Origin of the sequence: Pseudomonas nitroreducens TX1, from assembly GCF_000313755.1 — a bacterium.
Lineage (GTDB): Bacteria > Pseudomonadota > Gammaproteobacteria > Pseudomonadales > Pseudomonadaceae > Pseudomonas > Pseudomonas nitroreducens_A.
Map to the genome: position 1 here is coordinate 100,194 of NZ_AMZB01000126.1, position 15,445 is coordinate 115,638.

Sequence of the window (15,445 nt, forward strand, 5' to 3'; positions counted from 1 at the left end):
CGTGCAGCATCTTGATCTGCAAGTCGTCCGCCAGGCACTCAAGTGGTCCGCTGCCGGCCAGCGTGTCTGGCTATGCACCGTGCTCTTCACCTACGGCTCGGCGCCCCGCGCGCCGGGCTCGCTGCTGGCGGTCAACGCCAGCGGCCAGTGGGTGGGCTCGCTGTCCGGCGGCTGCGTCGAGGATGATTTCCTCGAACGCGTGGCCGAGGGTGAGTTCAACGAGCCGGTGGTCGTGGTGCGCTACGGCGACGGCACCGATACCCGCACGAACATCCGCCTGCCCTGCGGCGGTATCCTCGACGTACTGGTGGAAAACCTCGCCCCCGATTGCGACGTCCAGGCCCACCTGCGCGAGCTGGAGTCGGCGCTGCTCGGCCAGCGCCGTCTACTGCGCGAAGTGAGCCTGGTCGACGGTTCTCGCCGCCTGAGCGATGACCATGAGCACGGCCCGCGCGTCGAGCGTGACGAAGCCCGCGTGCTGCTGCGCGTGGGGGCTGCACAGCGCTTGCTGCTGGCGGGCTACTCCAGCGTCGCGCATTTCTGCGCGGAGTTCGGCAAGGGCCTGGGCTTCGAGGTGATCCTCTGCGACCCCCGCGAAGAGGCGCTGGATGGCGTCGTGCTCGATGGCATCGAAATCCGTCGCGAACTGCCCTCGGTGTTCATCGCCAACGGCGGCTGTCACGCGGATACCGCCGTGGTCGCCCTGACCCACGACCCGAAGATCGATGACCTGGCGATGCTCGAAGCCGTGCGCACCGAGGCTTTCTACATCGGCGTGATGGGCTCGCGCACCACGTCCGAGAAGCGCCGGGAGCGCCTGCACCGCATCGGCGGTCTGAACGAGGCCGAGCTGGCGCGCATCCACGCCCCTATCGGCCTCAACCTGGGCAGCAAGACCCCGGCGGAAATCGCCCTGGCCGTGCTGGCCGATATCCTGCGCACCCGCAGCGGGATTGCCCGCGAGGCACTGTGACGGTCGTCGCGCTGGTCCTGGCCGCCGGCCAGGGTTCGCGCTTCGGCGCCGACAAACGCAGCGCGAGCCTGCCCGACGGCCGCAGCCTGCTGGCCCACAGCATGGAGCGTGCGCTGGCGGTATTCGATGAAGTGCGGGTGGTACTGCGTGACGGCGAGCGGGCGGAGGATTTCGGCCTGCCCTCCGGCTGCCGGGTTATCCACAGCCCGGAGGCGGTGCTCGGCATGGGACACAGCCTGGCGGCCGGCGCGGCGTCGCTGATCGATTCCCAGGCTCAGGCGGTTGCCATCCTGCTGGGCGACATGCCGTGGATCGCCCCTGAGACCCTGCGTGCGCTGAGCGATGTGGCCAGCGCATCGAGCATTCTTTTTCCGACTTTCGACGGCCAGCGCGGGCACCCTGTGTTGTTTGGCCGCCAATTCTGGCCGGCGCTGACACAGCTCACCGGCGACGAAGGCGCTCGCGCCGTGGTGCAGGCGAATCGGGACCGTTGCATCATGCTGGATGTAAACGACGCTGGCGTGCTGCGGGACGTCGACACGCCGGAAGCCTTGCGCTTGTAAGTGCAATCGTGAATTCCGGTATTCCATGCCGAGGATGCCCCTCTCCCTAACCCTGGCTACGCGCCCCGCTCCGAAGGGAGAGGGGACTGGTCCGGCGTGGCACGACCATTTGGAGCCGGTCGGCTGACTCGGCGCATTCCTGCAACGCCGAACGGCTCCCTCTCCCTGCCGGGAGGGGCCGATTCTGCGCGGCATGACGATTCGGAGCCTGTCGGCTGACTCGGCGACTTCCCATGATGCCGAAAGGCCCTCTCTCCCTTCAGGGAACGGGACTGATTCGGCGCGGCACGACCATTTGGAGCCAGTCGGCTGACTCGGCGCATTCCTGCAACGCCGAACGGCCCCCTCTCCCTTCAGGGAGAGGGCTGGGGAGAGGGTCTGCGGCGACACGATATTTCAGGGCAAGAGCGGACCTTGTCCGCCATCGTGCGCTTGGCGCGCTCCTACAAGGGAATGCCGGCGCCAAGCGGTAGGAGCGAGCTTGCTCGCGAACCGCCCAGCGATGCTCATTGTTGCGCCAGCCACTGCCCGATGCGCGGCCAGACTTCCAGGCTGGCATTGCGCGACAGCAGCAGGCGATTGTGGCTGTAATCCTCCCGCGCCCCCGTCGCCAGTCCGAACAGTTCGAGCTTCGCCTGCGTCCCGCCAAACGCCTTCACCAGCGCCTCGCAACCCGTGAGCGGCGCGATGAAGGTGTCCCCGCTGCCCGCCACCCCGAGCACGGGCAATTCAACGCTGGCCAGTCCTTGCAGGTAGTCGAAGCCGTCCAGCGAATCGAAACGTCGACGGAAATTCCACTGGCACCACTGGCGCATCAGCCGCGCGCTCTCCGCCTCGGGGCCGACGCTTTTCGCGCGGCTGGGGGCAATGCGCCTCCAGCGCAACATCCAGTCGAACGTCTGGAGCGCGAGCCAGTGTCGCGGGCTGTTCCCGGCTGCCGTGGCCTGGGAGCCGATCAATACTGTCGAGCGCAACCGACGTTTCGCCAACTCCGGGTTGCGCGCCGCCCACATGGAAACGATCAGCCCGCCACCGGAATGGCCGACCCAGTGCAGCGCCGTCTGTCCGGTGCGCTGGCTCACCGCGTCGAGAATCGCTGGCACATCCTGCTCGGCCACGTCGTCGAAGCTATGCAGGAAGTCGTTGCGCTCGCTGTCTCCGTGCCCGCGCCAGTCGAACAGCCAGCAGGCGAAGCCCTGGCTGGCCAGGTAATTGGCCAGTCCCAGGCAGCTGCGGTGATTGGAGAAGGTGCCGTGGGTCAGCACCACCGGCACGCCATCTGCCGGGCCTACGCGACGCAGGGCAAGGTCGACGCCGTCGGCGGTGCGGATCAGTTCAGGCAGGGCGGCTTCTTGTGCGGTCATGGCGCGCATCCGGGGGGGCGGCGATCCATGCTGCTCCGGCGCGCCGGCCGGAGCAACCTCGACAGCTTATTTGGTCGCTTTCAGCACCACGAATTTCGGATTTGCCGCCACCTGCTCGACGCCCCGGAACAAGCGCTTGAGCTTGGCGTGGTAGCCCAGGTGGCGGTTGCCGACGATCCACAGCTCGCCGCCGGTGACCAGCGCCGCGCGGGCCTGCTGGAACATGCGCCAGGCGAGGAAGTCGCCGACCACCTGCTGCTGGTGGAAAGGCGGGTTGCACAGCACCAGGTCCAGCGAGTCCGCCGGCTGGCTGGCGAGGCCGTCGTCCGGATGGATATTCACAGGGCGATCGCCGAACGCGGCCTGCCAGTTTTCCCGCGCGGATTGCACGGCCATGTAGGACTCGTCCACCAGCGTGAGTTCCGCCTGCGGATTCTGCTGGGCGAAGGCGATGCCCAGTACGCCGTTGCCGCAGCCCAGGTCGGCGGCGCGCACGGCATGGTGGTAGTGCGGCAGGTGCGGGAGGAAGGCGCGGGTGCCGATGTCCAGGCCTTCGCGGCAGAACACGTTGGCGTGGTTGACCAGCGTCAGCGCCGGTTTGTCCAGGCGGTAGCGGGTAGGGTAGGGCGACGCCGGCGCCGGACGTTGCTCGGCAGTGGCGACCAGCAGGCGGGCCTTCTTCACCGCCAGCGAGGCCTGCATCGGGCCGATGTACTTTTCCAGCAGATCGCCGGCGGCACGCGGCAGATGCTTGATCATGCCGGCCGCGACCACTTTTGCGCCGGGCGCGAGTTGGCCGTGCAGGCGGATCAACTGCTCTTCCAGCAGCGCCAGGGCCTTGGGCACGCGCACCAGTACGTGGTCGAACGGGCCTTGCGGGGTTTCACTGGCGGGGACGAAGGTGAGCGGCGCTTCGGCCAGGCCGTTGCGTTCGAGGTTGCGCTCAAGGGCGATGAAACCCAGGTGCGAATCGCCGCTGCTGGTCAGGCGCACATGGTGCGCGAGACTGGCGGCGAGGGCGCCGAAGCTGTCGTTGAGCACCAGCACGCGGCTGTCTGCGCCGACACCTTGCTCGTGCAGATGAGCGAGCAGGTACTCGTCGGCCGCATCGAAGGCCTGCAGCGGATCTTCGCGCTGTTCAGGATGGCGGACCAGATCGAGCTGGGCGAAGGGGCTGGCGAGGACGGGCATGGGACTCTCGAACGAAGATGGGCTGAGAACAGGTGGCGCTGGAAGTCGCAATGAGACGAGGCTGATTGCAATGAGATTGTCATCAAACTGCGAAGCAGTCGGCCATCATCGGCTTGTGCAGGGCGACGTTATACCGAAAAATTATGACCTATCCGTCTTTCGTCGTCTTTCCGACGATGCGCGGCGGCTCCCAATAATAACCGGGCGGTCCATGCGACCCGGTAGGGCCCGATCCCGGAGCAGTGCTCCGCCGACCGACGGCCACCCCTCCAAGTCTTCACGAATCCTCGACACGCGACGCCTGTTCGCGCGCCGGGCTATTGCCATTGCATAAGGATGTCGATGTACAAGTCGTTGCTCGGGGTGGCCCTGTCCGCCCTTTTCCTCGTGGCTCAACCGGCCTTCGCCGATGCGCCGATCGTGATCAAGTTCTCCCACGTCGTCGCCGACGACACGCCCAAGGGCCGTGGCGCGCTGCTGTTCAAGAAGCTGGTGGAAGAGCGCCTGGCCGGCCAGGTGAAGGTCGAGGTGTTCCCCAACTCCACGCTGTTCGGTGATGCCGACGAACTGCAGGCGCTGCAGGACGGCAAGGTACAGATGCTGGCGCCGTCGCTGTCGAAGTTCGAGGGCTATACCAAGCAGCTGGAGGTCTTCGACCTGCCGTTCCTGTTCGATGACCTGGAGGCGGTGAAGCGCTTCCAGAAGCGTGACAAGAGCCGTGAACTGCTGCACTCCATGGCGCGCTCGGGTATCTACGGCCTGGGCTACTGGAACAACGGCATGAAGCAGCTCTCCGCCAACCGCGAGCTGCGTGCGCCTGCCGATGCCAAGGGACTGACCTTCCGTATCCAGCCTTCGTCGGTGCTCAACGCGCAGTTCGGCCTGCTGGAAGCCACGGCGGTGAAGATGCCTTTCGCCGAAACCCTCAAGGCGCTGCAGGACGGCAAGGTGCAGGGCACCGAGAACACCTGGTCGAACATCGGCAGCCAGAAACTCGACACAGCGCAGCCGTTCATCACCGAGACCAACCACGGTGTGCTCAGCTACATGGTGATCAGCAACCAGAAGTTCTGGAACAGCATGCCATACCCGGTGCGCACCCAGCTGGAGAGCATCATCGAAGAGGTCACCGTCGAGGTGAACAAGGACGCCGAGGCGCTGAACCAGAAGGAACGTGACCATGTGGTGGCCAACGGCAAGGCACGTATCGTTGCCCTGACCCCGGCCGAACGCGAGGCCTGGCGCACCGCCATGCAGCCGCTGTGGAAGCAGTTCGAGGGCGAGATCGGTCCCGACGTGCTGCGCGCCGCCCAGGTGGTGAACCGCAAGCACTGATCCGTCAGCACTGATCTGGGACAGGCTTGTGGCGATCTCGCCGGATAGCCACAAGCCTTGCGGGTGTTTCTTCGCGCGCCAATACGGGAAAATGGGCCGTTCTTGAGAAAGGAGCGGACGATGACCGCCAGCGAAGAGAAGTTCACCCGCCAGACCCTGGTGGAGGTGCAGACGCTCACCCCGAGCCTGTTCACCCTGCGCACCACCCGCGACAGCGGCTACCGCTTCCGTGCCGGGCAATTCGCCCGCCTGGGCGTGTACAAGCCCAGCGGCAGCATCGTCTGGCGTGCCTACTCGATGGTTTCGGCGCCCCACGACGACTTCCTCGAGTTCTTCTCCATCGTCGTTCCCGGCGGCGAATTCACCAGTGAGCTCAGCCGCCTGCGCGTCGGCGACCAGTTGCTGGTGGACCGCCAGGCCTTCGGCTTCCTCACCCTCGATCGTTTCCCCGATGGCCGCGACCTCTGGCTGCTGGCCACTGGCACTGGCCTTGCGCCATTCCTGTCGATCCTGCAGGACTTCGAGGTATGGGAGCGCTTCGAAACCATCAAGCTGGTCTACAGCGCCCGCGAGGAGAAGGAACTGGCCTACCGTGACCTGATCGCCAACTTCGGCGCGATGGAGCACCTGGCCGAGCATATCCACAAGCTGCAGTTCATCCCGGTGGTCACCCGCGAACAGGTGCCCGGCTGCCTGAACGCGCGCATCACCACGCTGATCGAGAACGGCGAGCTGGAACGCGCCGCTGGTCTGGAACTCACCCCGGAGCACTCGCGGGTGATGCTCTGTGGCAACCCGCAGATGATCGAGGACACCCGTGCCGTGCTGAAGGCCCGTGGCATGAGCCTGGCGCTGACGCGCAAGCCCGGCCAGATTGCCGTGGAAAACTATTGGTAAGGCAAGCTCGATAGATTTTGAAAAGATTGTCTCCTCAGGTCGGTCCGGCTTTGCCCTTAGGATGAGCGTCCGTTTCCCTTTTTTCGGACCTTATGGACAGTCAAAGTACGACGCCGACCCCGCTATCTACCCTTGTAGAGCCGGCGGTCGGCGAACCTCCCCCGGCATCCGCGTTCGCGGATAAACCTTCCCAGCCTGCCATGGCGCGCACCCAGCGAGGTGAGTCGACATGGAATGGTTGATGGACCCCACGGCCTGGCTCGGCCTGCTGACCCTGATCCTGCTCGAGCTGGTGCTCGGCATCGATAACCTGGTCTTCATCGCGATCCTTGCGGACAAGCTGCCGCCGCACCTGCGCGACCGCGCACGGCTGATCGGCCTGTCGCTGGCGCTGCTGATGCGCCTGGGTCTGCTGGCGAGCATCTCCTGGCTGGTCACGCTCACCGAGCCGTTGATCGAAGTGCTGGGCAAGTCCTTCTCCGGCCGCGACCTGATCATGCTGTTCGGTGGTCTGTTCCTGTTGTTCAAGGCCACGCTGGAACTGCATGAGCGCCTGGAAGGCCGCGTGCACACCTCCAACGGCAAGCGTGTCTATGCGGCCTTCTGGCCGGTGGTCGCGCAGATCGTGGTGCTGGACGCCGTGTTCTCCCTCGACGCGGTGATCACCGCCGTGGGCATCGTCGAACAGCTGGAAGTGATGATGATCGCGGTGATCTTCTCCATCGGCCTGATGATGGTGGCCAGCAAGCCGCTGACCCGCTTCGTCAACGAGCACCCCACGGTGATCATGCTGTGCCTGGGCTTCCTGCTCATGATCGGTTTCAGCCTGACCGCCGAAGGCCTGGGCTTCCACATCCCGAAAGGCTACCTGTACGCGGCCATCGGCTTCAGCCTGCTGATCGAGATGGCCAACCAGCTGGTGCGCTGGAAGCGCCAGAAGAGCCAGCGCGGTCAGCGCGGTCTGCGCCAGCGCACTGCGCACGCCGTGCTGCGCCTGATGGGCGGCAAGGTCGATGCCGACGAGGTGGGTGAGGAGATCGCCGACCTGGTGGGTCCGGACGATGGCACTGACGCGCCGTTCGACCGCCGCGAACGGGTGATGATCAGCGGCGTGCTGGGCCTGGCCGAGCGTCCGGTGAAGGCCGTGATGATCGACCGCCAGCGCGTGCACCGGGTGGACGTGGCCGACAGCCCGGAGAATATCCGCCGCGCGCTGCTGGAATCGCCGTATTCGCGCCTGCTGGTGATCCGCGAAGGCAACATCGACGAGCCGCTGGGCTATGTGCACAAGAAGGAGCTGTTCTCCGCCCTGTTGCAGGGTCGCGAGCTGGACATCCTGCCACTGCTGCGCGAGCCGCTGAGCCTGCCGGACAGCAGCTCGGTGCTGGGCGCACTGGAGCAGATGCGCGAGGCCTCGACGCACCTGGCCTTCGTGGTCAACGAGTTCGGTGGCTTCGAGGGCATGCTGAGCATGACCGACGTGCTGGAGGCCATCGCCGGTGAGCTGCCAGACGCCAGCGAGGTGTCCGGTACGGACATCGAGGCAGAGGCGGGCGCCTACCGGGTGGACGGTGCCGTGACGCTGTCGGCGCTGGCCGAGCGGGTCGGCTTCCATGCCCGCCCGACGGCGGAGTACCAGACCCTCGGCGGGCTGGCGCTCAAGCACCTTGGCCGCTTGCCGGCCAAGGGTGACACGCTGGAACTGGGCGGCTGGCGCCTGGAGGTGACGGACGTCAGCGAGCGGCGCATCGGCCGCGTGCTGCTGACGCCGCCGGGCTGACGTCCAGCCGGATCAGCGATCTGCTCAAGGCGCGCGGTTGTTCTGCTGCTTGAGCAGGTCGCGGATCTCGGTCAGCAGGGTTTCTTCGGGAGTCGGTACCGGCGGCGCGGTGGGAGCGACGGCTTCTTCGCGCTTGAGGCGGTTGATGGCCTTCACGCCCATGAAGATGGCGAAGGCGACGATGATGAAGTCCAGGCAGGTCTGAATGAATTTGCCGTAGGCCAGCACCACTGCCGGTGTCTGGCCTTCAGCGGCCTTGAGCGTGATGGCGAGGTCCGAGAAGTCCACGCCGCCGATCAGCAGGCCGATGGGCGGCATGATCACGTCGCCGACGAAGGACGAGACGATCTTGCCGAACGCGGCACCGATGATGATACCGACGGCCATGTCGACCACGTTGCCCTTGACCGCGAAGGCCTTGAATTCGCTAAGCAGACTCATGCACTGACTCCTTGTTACGCAAGAAAGAGGGGACAGGCGCAGTTTAGCGGCCTGTCGCCGTCTGAACACCCCGCAGCGGGGCAATTCCACTGGAATGACCGGCGGCGGTGGGCGGTGTCGCGGCGTGGTCTAGGCTTATCGGGCAATCCATCCACAGAAGGAGGTCCGCCATGCCACTCGAGCATCATCCCCTTTCCCGCGAATTCCCCGACCAGAAGGCCCTGATGGCCCGGTTGCACGGGAAGGACGCGAACTTCACCCGCATGGCTGCCAGCTACGAGGAGCTGGACAAGAAGATCTACGACATCGAGGACGGCCGCCAGGCAATGGACGACCTCGCGCTCAACTCCCTCAAACTGCAACGCGTGGCGCTGAAAGACGAGATTTCCGACCTGCTGAAGCGATCCGGTTGAGCTTGACCAGAGTCAAGGGTGTGGGGCGGAGCGAGGCGTAGGCTCCCGTCATCTCTTTCCAACCGGTGCCACCGCCATGCGTAAAGCCATTTCGTCCTCTGGCAAGTCCGTCACCAAGCTCCCCAATCGCAACGTCGAAGCCTTGCGCGCGCAGGAACGACTGGTTCGCCTGAAGCTGCAGTACGAGCTGCTGGACCAGCGCATCGGCCGCGTGGAGGAGGGCATCGAACGCCCCGATTGCACCCTGGCCTCGCTGCTGATGCGTCGCGAGAGCCTCAAGCACGATATGGAAAGCCAGTACCGCCGCCTCGCGAGCTGAAGCGTCTGGCTCGATTGGCTATGATGCGGACTTTGTATTCGACGGAAGTCCCTCATGGCCAAGGCCAAGCGCATGTACGGCTGCACCGAGTGCGGCGCCACCTACCCGAAATGGGCCGGTCAGTGTCCGGATTGCGGTGCCTGGAACACCCTGGTCGAAACCGTCATCGACACCACCCCCACGGGGGGTTCGGGCAGCAGTGCTTCCGGCCGTGGTGGCTGGGCCGGCCAGCAGGCCAATATCAAGACCCTCGCCGAAGTCAGCGTCGAGGAAATGCCGCGTTTCTCCACCGCCTCGGCGGAGCTGGACCGCGCCCTGGGCGGCGGCCTGGTCGACGGCTCGGTGGTGCTGATCGGCGGCGATCCCGGCATCGGCAAGTCCACCATTCTCCTGCAGACCCTCTGCAACATTGCCACGCGCCGGCCGGCGCTCTATGTCACCGGTGAGGAATCCCAGCAGCAGGTCGCCATGCGCGCCCGCCGCCTGGGCCTGCCCGAAGACAAGCTTAAGGTCATGACCGAGACCTGCATCGAGACCATCATCGCCACGGCGCGCCAGGAGCAGCCCAAGGTGATGGTGATCGACTCGATCCAGACCATCTTCACCGAACAACTGCAATCCGCGCCGGGCGGCGTCGCCCAGGTGCGCGAAAGCGCGGCACTGCTGGTGCGTTTCGCCAAGCAGAGCGGTACGGCGATCTTCCTGGTCGGCCATGTCACCAAAGAGGGTTCCCTGGCGGGGCCGCGCGTGTTGGAGCACATGGTCGATACCGTGCTGTATTTCGAGGGCGAGTCCGATGGCCGCCTGCGTTTGCTGCGGGCGGTGAAGAACCGTTTCGGCGCGGTCAACGAGCTGGGCGTGTTCGCCATGACCGACCGTGGCTTGAAGGAAGTGTCCAACCCGTCGGCAATTTTCCTCACTCGCGCCCAGGAATCGGTACCGGGCAGCGTGGTCATGGCCACCTGGGAAGGTTCACGGCCGATGCTGGTGGAAGTGCAGGCGCTGGTGGACACCAGCCACCTGGCCAACCCGCGCCGCGTCACCCTGGGCCTGGACCAGAACCGACTGGCCATGCTGCTGGCGGTGCTGCACCGCCACGGCGGCATCCCGACCTATGACCAGGACGTGTTCCTCAACGTGGTTGGCGGCGTGAAAGTGCTGGAAACGGCGTCGGACCTGGCGCTGATGGCGGCGGTAATGTCCAGCCTGCGCAATCGGCCGCTGGATCACCAGTTGCTGGTGTTCGGCGAGGTCGGGCTGTCCGGCGAGGTGCGGCCGGTGCCCAGTGGCCAGGAACGTCTGAAGGAAGCGGCCAAGCATGGCTTCAAGCGTGCCATCGTGCCCAAGGGCAACGCGCCGAAGGAAGCGCCGCCGGGTCTTCAGGTGATCGCCGTGACACGCCTGGAGCAGGCGCTGGATGCGTTGTTCGAGTAAAGCTGCATTGGCGATGCGGATAAGCGATCGCGGACTTCGTCCGCGATCGGGTTCAGGGTGGCACGCGATCTCAATGTTCGCTGAGCAGCGTCAGCTCCCGCTCCAGCAGCGATTCATCCCCCAGGTTCAGCTCCACCAGGCGCCGCAGGTGGCTGATGGAGTCCAGGTCGATGTGCCGGCAGTTGAAGCCCAGCAGGCCTTCACGCTCCCAGGCGAGGTCCGCCTCCATGTAGACGTTGACGTCGAAGCCCAGGTAGATGCGCACCTGCACCGGTTCCTCTGCAACGATGCTCCAGTGTTCCGGCCGTTGCACCAGCAGCCCCTGCAGTGACAGGTCCAGCAGCGTCACCTTCCAGCGCAGGTCGCCCTGGCTGATCTCGGTGCCGGCGTCGAAGGCGATGCGTTGGAAGCGCCGGCGCTCGTCGTGGTCGTCAGTCATGTCGTGGCTCTCCGCCCGTTTCTGCTTCGCCTCACTATAGACGCAAGGCACTGCTGACGCGTCGTACACCGATTGCTGACGTTTCGTCCGTCAGACGCAACCCGCGGGGGTTTGACAGCCTGCGGACCCTCGCCAAAGCTCCATATGCGTTAAACCACCAATACTGCGGAGTGCAGAACATGGACAAGAAGCTCATCAAGGGTCTGATTTTCGGGGTTATCAGCGTTGCCAGCCTGGCAGCGCACGCGGATGAAGCCGGCCAGAGCGGCAAGGGTTGCGGCTGGGGCAACATGGTCTTCGACGGCCAGCGCGGCCTGTTCCCGCACCTGCTTGCCACCACCACCAACGGCACCTCGGGCAACGCCACCTTCGGCCTGACCTCCGGCACCAACGGTTGCGACGCCAGCCAACGCATTTCCTATGGCGGCCGTTCGATCTTCGCCATGAACGGCATGCTCGACAATATCGCCGAGAACATGGCCCAGGGACATGGCGAGGCGCTGGATGCCTACGCCGTCCTGCTCGGCATTCCGACCCAGGACCGCGCGCACTTCGCCCAGGTCACCCAGCAGCACTTCGGTGAGATTTTCACGTCGCAGAACGCCACCGGCGAGCAGGTGCTGAACAACACCCTGGCCGTGATGAGCCGTGACCAGGTCCTGGCGCAGTACGCCAAGCAGCCGGCCTGACCACCGTTGCGCCGCAAAAGGCCCGCCTCAGGCGGGCCTTTTCGTTTCCTGACCCTGCGGTGGAACGCTTTGACCTCCGGCAATAAGCGCGTAATCGCCCTAGACTAAGGTCGTATGAATGGGTCGCTGGAAAAGACTAGAATTTTTCTGCGAATTCTCGCCTTCAAACTGTCGGAAGCCTCGCTATGAACAATAACAACAGCCTGCTACGTCACCTCGCCTGGCTGGCGGTGGCGATAGTCGGTGCATTTGCCTTGGGAGTCGTGGCACTACGTCGCGGCGAAGCCATCAACGCACTGTGGATCGTCGTCGCGGCGGTTGCCATCTACCTGGTCGCCTACCGCTACTACAGCCTGTTCATCGCCACCAAGGTGATGCAACTGGACCCCAACCGAGCGACCCCCGCGGTCCTCAACAACGACGGCCTGGACTACGTCCCGACCAACAAGCACATCCTCTTCGGCCACCATTTCGCTGCCATCGCCGGCGCCGGCCCGCTGGTAGGCCCCGTGCTGGCTGCGCAGATGGGCTACCTGCCCGGCACGCTCTGGCTGATTGCCGGCGTGGTGCTGGCCGGTGCCGTGCAGGATTTCATGGTGCTGTTCATCTCCAGCCGCCGCAACGGGCGTTCCCTGGGTGAACTGGTCCGCGAGGAAATGGGGCAGGTGGCGGGGACCATCGCTCTGTTCGGTGCGTTCCTGATCATGATCATCATCCTCGCGGTGCTCGCGCTCATCGTGGTGAAGGCCCTGGCCGAAAGCCCGTGGGGCATGTTCACCGTGCTGGCGACCATCCCGATCGCGCTGTTCATGGGCGTGTACATGCGCTACATCCGCCCAGGCCGCATCGGCGAGATTTCCGTGGTGGGCATCCTGCTGCTGCTGGGCTCCATCTGGCTCGGCGGGCAGATCGCCGCCAGCCCCGAGTGGGCCCCGGTGTTCACCTTCCATGGTGTGCAGATCGTCTGGATGCTGATCGCCTACGGTGCCATCGCCTCGGTGCTGCCGGTGTGGCTGCTGCTGGCCCCGCGCGACTACCTGTCGACCTTCCTCAAGATCGGCACCATCGTCGCGCTGGCCATCGGCATCGTGATCGTCTCGCCGGAGCTGAAGATGCCGGCCCTGACCCAGTTCACCGACGGCACCGGCCCGGTGTGGAAGGGCGGCCTGTTCCCGTTCCTGTTCATCACCATCGCCTGTGGCGCCGTGTCCGGCTTCCACGCACTGATCTCCTCGGGCACCACGCCCAAGCTGCTCAACCGTGAGCCCGACGCCCGTTACATCGGCTACGGCGGCATGCTGATGGAGTCCTTCGTGGCCATCATGGCGATGGTCGCCGCTTCGGTCATCGAGCCGGGCATCTATTTCGCCATGAACAGCCCGCCGGCCGTTGTCGGCGCCGACGTCAATGCGGTCGCCGCCACTGTCAGCAGCTGGGGTTTCGCCATTACCCCGGACGTGCTGACCCAGACCGCCAAGGACATCGGCGAGACCACCATCCTGGCCCGTGCCGGTGGTGCGCCGACTCTTGCCGTAGGCATCGCGCACATCCTTCACCAGGTGTTGCCGGGTGAGAACACCATGGCCTTCTGGTACCACTTCGCGATCCTCTTCGAGGCGCTGTTCATCCTCACGGCGGTGGATGCCGGTACCCGTGCCGGACGCTTCATGCTGCAGGACCTGCTGGGCAACTTCGTCCCGGCGCTGAAGAAGACCGAATCCTGGACCGCCAACATCATCGGCACCGGCGGTTGCGTCGCGCTGTGGGGTTGGCTGCTGTACCAGGGGGTGGTCGATCCGCTGGGTGGCATCAACACGCTGTGGCCGCTGTTCGGCATCTCCAACCAGATGCTTGCCGGCATTGCGCTGATGCTCGCCACCGTCGTGCTGATCAAGATGAAGCGCCAGCAGTACGTCTGGGTGACCGCCCTGCCGGCCGCCTGGCTGCTGATTTGCACCACCACCGCGGGTCTGATCAAGCTGTTCGACAGCAACCCGGCCGTGGGCTTCATCGCCCTGGGCAAGAAGTACTCCGCCGGCCTGGACGCCGGCCAGATCATCGCCCCGGCAAAGGACATCGGCCAGATGCAGCACGTGATGATGAACGCCTACATCAACGCCGGTCTCACCGTGCTGTTCCTGCTGGTAGTGTTCAGCGTGCTGGTGTACGCGATCAAGGTCGGCGCCAGCGCCTGGACCAAGAAGGAGCGCACCGACAAGGAAGCGCCGTTCCAGCCGATACCGGACGCCTGACGGAGGAGCAATATGTTCAACGACCTCAGCCGCATGGGTAAGTACCTCGGGCAGGCGGCGCGCATGCTGGTCGGCATGCCCGATTACGACACCTACGTTCAGCACATGCAGAACAAGCACCCGGACAAGACTCCGATGACCTACGAGGAGTTCTTCCGCGAGCGCCAGGAGGCGCGCTACGGTGGCAGCAAGGGGAGGCCGATCCGCTGCTGCTGACCGCGCGGATGGGTGTATAACGGACGGGCCGCGAGCGATCGCGGCCCGTTTTCCTTTCTGATTGCCTGGATGTATCCATGACTGATTCCGCAAGCGCGCCGCAGGTTCCGGTGACAGTCCTCACCGGCTTCCTCGGGGCTGGCAAGACCACCCTGCTCAAGCACATCCTCAAGGCCGAGCACGGCCAGAAGATCGCCGTGATCGAGAACGAATTCAGCGAGACGCCGATCGATGCTCAATTGCTCGGCGACGACGCGGTTCAGGTGACGACGCTGTCCAACGGCTGCGTCTGCTGCACCATCAATAGCGACCTTGAGCGGGCGCTCTACGTCCTGCTGGAGCGCCGCGACAACGGCGAGCTGGATTTCGACCGCGTGGTGATCGAGTGCACCGGCCTGGCCGACCCGGCCCCGGTGGCGCAGACTTTCTTCGTCGACGAGACCTTGCGCGAGCGCTACCTGCTCGACGGCATCATCACCTTGGTGGACGCCGCCAACGCCGACCGCCACCTGCAGGAGGCCATTGCCCAGGCCCAGGTCGGTTTCGGCGACCGCATCCTGATCAGCAAGGCCGACCTGGTTTCGCAGGAACAGTACGACGCGCTGGTCGAGCGCCTGCAGCGCATCAACCGCCGCGCCGAGATCCATGCCGTGAAGCACGGCGCCATCGAGTTGGAGCGCCTGCTCGACGTGCGCGGCTTCAACCTCAACGCTGACCTTGGCCTGCGCCCGCTGCTGCGCCCGGTACGCCCGGCGGCGGGCACCACCGACCGCATCACCACCCTGGTGTTGCGCAGCGACAACCCGCTGGATATCGAACGCCTCAGCGAATTCATGGACGACCTGCTGCAATGGCACGGCAACTCACTGCTGCGCTACAAGGGCGTGCTGAACATCGCCGGCGAGGAGCGCCGCCTGGTGTTCCAGGGCGTGTTGCGGCTCTATGGATTCGACTGGGATACGCCGTGGAAAGGGGACGAGCAGCGCGAAAGCGTGATCGTCTTCATCGGTGACAACCTGCCGGAAGAAGAGATTCGCCGGGGCTTCGATCGCATTACCGGAGGCCCGACCGCCTGAATGACAACGCCCGGCCAGTGCCGGGCGTTTTGTTTGGTGCTCTTCGTAGGAGATTCTATGTCT

The 15,445-nt window shown here is 65.1% G+C and carries 16 protein-coding genes; 12 read left to right on the forward strand and 4 right to left on the reverse strand.

All coding sequences use genetic code 11. The annotated features are described in order from the left end of the window. Position 1: 1 nt before the first annotated feature. Together C167_RS0123020 and C167_RS0123025 are read left to right on the forward strand one after the other, a co-directional pair. Positions 2-973 carry an XdhC family protein gene (locus C167_RS0123020; protein WP_017520664.1) on the forward strand — a complete coding sequence of 324 codons (972 nt, stop codon included), beginning with the start codon at positions 2-4 and terminating at the stop codon, positions 971-973. Then, complete coding sequence (locus C167_RS0123025) at positions 970-1,536, forward strand: nucleotidyltransferase family protein (protein WP_017520665.1); 567 nt, start codon at positions 970-972, stop codon at positions 1,534-1,536. Before C167_RS0123020 ends, C167_RS0123025 begins: the two co-directional genes overlap by 4 nt. Before the next feature lie 506 nt (positions 1,537-2,042). Here the strand turns inward: C167_RS0123025 and C167_RS0123030 are convergent. Both C167_RS0123030 and C167_RS0123035 read right to left on the reverse strand, forming a co-directional pair. Further along, a complete protein-coding gene (locus C167_RS0123030) occupies positions 2,043-2,900 on the reverse strand; it encodes an alpha/beta fold hydrolase (RefSeq protein ID WP_037006317.1) in 858 nt (285 codons plus the stop codon). A gap of 66 nt (positions 2,901-2,966) precedes the next feature. Next, entirely contained in the window at positions 2,967-4,091 is a 1,125-nt protein-coding gene (locus tag C167_RS0123035) for a methyltransferase (RefSeq protein WP_017520667.1), read from the reverse strand. A 342-nt stretch (positions 4,092-4,433) separates the two neighbouring features. On the opposite strand from C167_RS0123035, the gene C167_RS0123040 reads away from it, so the two are divergent. The 3 genes from C167_RS0123040 (at position 4,434) to C167_RS0123050 (ending at position 8,103) form a co-directional block, all read left to right on the forward strand. Next, positions 4,434-5,426, forward strand: coding sequence for a TRAP transporter substrate-binding protein (locus C167_RS0123040; RefSeq protein ID WP_017520668.1), 993 nt, complete (start codon positions 4,434-4,436; stop codon positions 5,424-5,426). A gap of 120 nt (positions 5,427-5,546) precedes the next feature. Continuing rightward, the gene (locus C167_RS0123045; protein ID WP_017520669.1) at positions 5,547-6,323 is read left to right on the forward strand and encodes a ferredoxin--NADP reductase; all 777 of its coding nucleotides are present in this window, start codon (positions 5,547-5,549) and stop codon (positions 6,321-6,323) included. Between the two features lie 229 nt (positions 6,324-6,552). Then, positions 6,553-8,103: a TerC family protein gene (locus tag C167_RS0123050; RefSeq protein ID WP_026079230.1), complete on the forward strand. Its 1,551-nt coding sequence runs from the start codon at positions 6,553-6,555 to the stop codon at positions 8,101-8,103. Positions 8,104-8,127: 24 nt separating this feature from the next. On the opposite strand, the gene mscL is transcribed toward C167_RS0123050, so the two are convergent. After that, positions 8,128-8,544 carry a large-conductance mechanosensitive channel protein MscL gene (mscL, locus tag C167_RS0123055; protein WP_017520671.1) on the reverse strand — a complete coding sequence of 139 codons (417 nt, stop codon included), beginning with the start codon at positions 8,542-8,544 and terminating at the stop codon, positions 8,128-8,130. Positions 8,545-8,714: 170 nt separating this feature from the next. Between mscL and C167_RS0123060 the strand changes: the two genes are divergently transcribed. The 3 genes from C167_RS0123060 to radA all read left to right on the forward strand — a co-directional run bounded on the left by C167_RS0123060 (position 8,715) and on the right by radA (position 10,710). Further along, complete coding sequence (locus C167_RS0123060) at positions 8,715-8,957, forward strand: YdcH family protein (protein ID WP_017520672.1); 243 nt, start codon at positions 8,715-8,717, stop codon at positions 8,955-8,957. 76 nt (positions 8,958-9,033) lie between these two features. Further along, entirely contained in the window at positions 9,034-9,276 is a 243-nt protein-coding gene (locus C167_RS0123065) for a hypothetical protein (protein WP_017520673.1), read from the forward strand. Between the two features lie 54 nt (positions 9,277-9,330). Beyond that, positions 9,331-10,710 carry a DNA repair protein RadA gene (gene radA / locus C167_RS0123070; RefSeq protein WP_017520674.1) on the forward strand — a complete coding sequence of 460 codons (1,380 nt, stop codon included), beginning with the start codon at positions 9,331-9,333 and terminating at the stop codon, positions 10,708-10,710. A 70-nt stretch (positions 10,711-10,780) separates the two neighbouring features. Here radA and C167_RS0123075 read toward each other — a convergent pair whose 3' ends face one another. After that, positions 10,781-11,149, reverse strand: coding sequence for a PilZ domain-containing protein (locus C167_RS0123075; protein WP_017520675.1), 369 nt, complete (start codon positions 11,147-11,149; stop codon positions 10,781-10,783). Positions 11,150-11,328: 179 nt separating this feature from the next. Between C167_RS0123075 and C167_RS0123080 the strand changes: the two genes are divergently transcribed. The 4 genes from C167_RS0123080 (at position 11,329) to yjiA (ending at position 15,382) form a co-directional block, all read left to right on the forward strand. Next, positions 11,329-11,838, forward strand: a complete 510-nt coding sequence (locus C167_RS0123080; RefSeq protein ID WP_017520676.1) for a DUF3015 domain-containing protein — start codon at positions 11,329-11,331, stop codon at positions 11,836-11,838. A gap of 185 nt (positions 11,839-12,023) precedes the next feature. Then, positions 12,024-14,090: a carbon starvation CstA family protein gene (locus C167_RS0123085; protein ID WP_017520677.1), complete on the forward strand. Its 2,067-nt coding sequence runs from the start codon at positions 12,024-12,026 to the stop codon at positions 14,088-14,090. A gap of 12 nt (positions 14,091-14,102) precedes the next feature. Next, positions 14,103-14,306 carry a YbdD/YjiX family protein gene (locus tag C167_RS0123090; protein ID WP_017520678.1) on the forward strand — a complete coding sequence of 68 codons (204 nt, stop codon included), beginning with the start codon at positions 14,103-14,105 and terminating at the stop codon, positions 14,304-14,306. A 77-nt stretch (positions 14,307-14,383) separates the two neighbouring features. Continuing rightward, the gene (gene yjiA, locus C167_RS0123095) at positions 14,384-15,382 is read left to right on the forward strand and encodes a GTPase (protein WP_017520679.1); all 999 of its coding nucleotides are present in this window, start codon (positions 14,384-14,386) and stop codon (positions 15,380-15,382) included. Positions 15,383-15,445 lie beyond the last annotated feature (63 nt).

What these genes read in the sequence shown, in the direction of transcription:
- C167_RS0123080 (WP_017520676.1), top strand. Translation starts at nt 11,329, where the DNA reads ATGGACAAGAAGCTCATCAAGGGTCTGATTTTCGGGGTTATCAGCGTT.
- yjiA (WP_017520679.1), top strand. Translation starts at nt 14,384, where the DNA reads ATGACTGATTCCGCAAGCGCGCCGCAGGTTCCGGTGACAGTCCTCACC.
- C167_RS0123085 (WP_017520677.1), top strand. Translation starts at nt 12,024, where the DNA reads ATGAACAATAACAACAGCCTGCTACGTCACCTCGCCTGGCTGGCGGTG.
- C167_RS0123060 (WP_017520672.1), top strand. Translation starts at nt 8,715, where the DNA reads ATGCCACTCGAGCATCATCCCCTTTCCCGCGAATTCCCCGACCAGAAG.
- C167_RS0123090 (WP_017520678.1), top strand. Translation starts at nt 14,103, where the DNA reads ATGTTCAACGACCTCAGCCGCATGGGTAAGTACCTCGGGCAGGCGGCG.
- C167_RS0123030 (WP_037006317.1), bottom strand. Translation starts at nt 2,900, where the DNA reads ATGACCGCACAAGAAGCCGCCCTGCCTGAACTGATCCGCACCGCCGAC.
- C167_RS0123050 (WP_026079230.1), top strand. Translation starts at nt 6,553, where the DNA reads ATGGAATGGTTGATGGACCCCACGGCCTGGCTCGGCCTGCTGACCCTG.
- mscL (WP_017520671.1), bottom strand. Translation starts at nt 8,544, where the DNA reads ATGAGTCTGCTTAGCGAATTCAAGGCCTTCGCGGTCAAGGGCAACGTG.
- C167_RS0123035 (WP_017520667.1), bottom strand. Translation starts at nt 4,091, where the DNA reads ATGCCCGTCCTCGCCAGCCCCTTCGCCCAGCTCGATCTGGTCCGCCAT.
- C167_RS0123065 (WP_017520673.1), top strand. Translation starts at nt 9,034, where the DNA reads ATGCGTAAAGCCATTTCGTCCTCTGGCAAGTCCGTCACCAAGCTCCCC.
- C167_RS0123075 (WP_017520675.1), bottom strand. Translation starts at nt 11,149, where the DNA reads ATGACTGACGACCACGACGAGCGCCGGCGCTTCCAACGCATCGCCTTC.
- radA (WP_017520674.1), top strand. Translation starts at nt 9,331, where the DNA reads ATGGCCAAGGCCAAGCGCATGTACGGCTGCACCGAGTGCGGCGCCACC.
- C167_RS0123040 (WP_017520668.1), top strand. Translation starts at nt 4,434, where the DNA reads ATGTACAAGTCGTTGCTCGGGGTGGCCCTGTCCGCCCTTTTCCTCGTG.
- C167_RS0123045 (WP_017520669.1), top strand. Translation starts at nt 5,547, where the DNA reads ATGACCGCCAGCGAAGAGAAGTTCACCCGCCAGACCCTGGTGGAGGTG.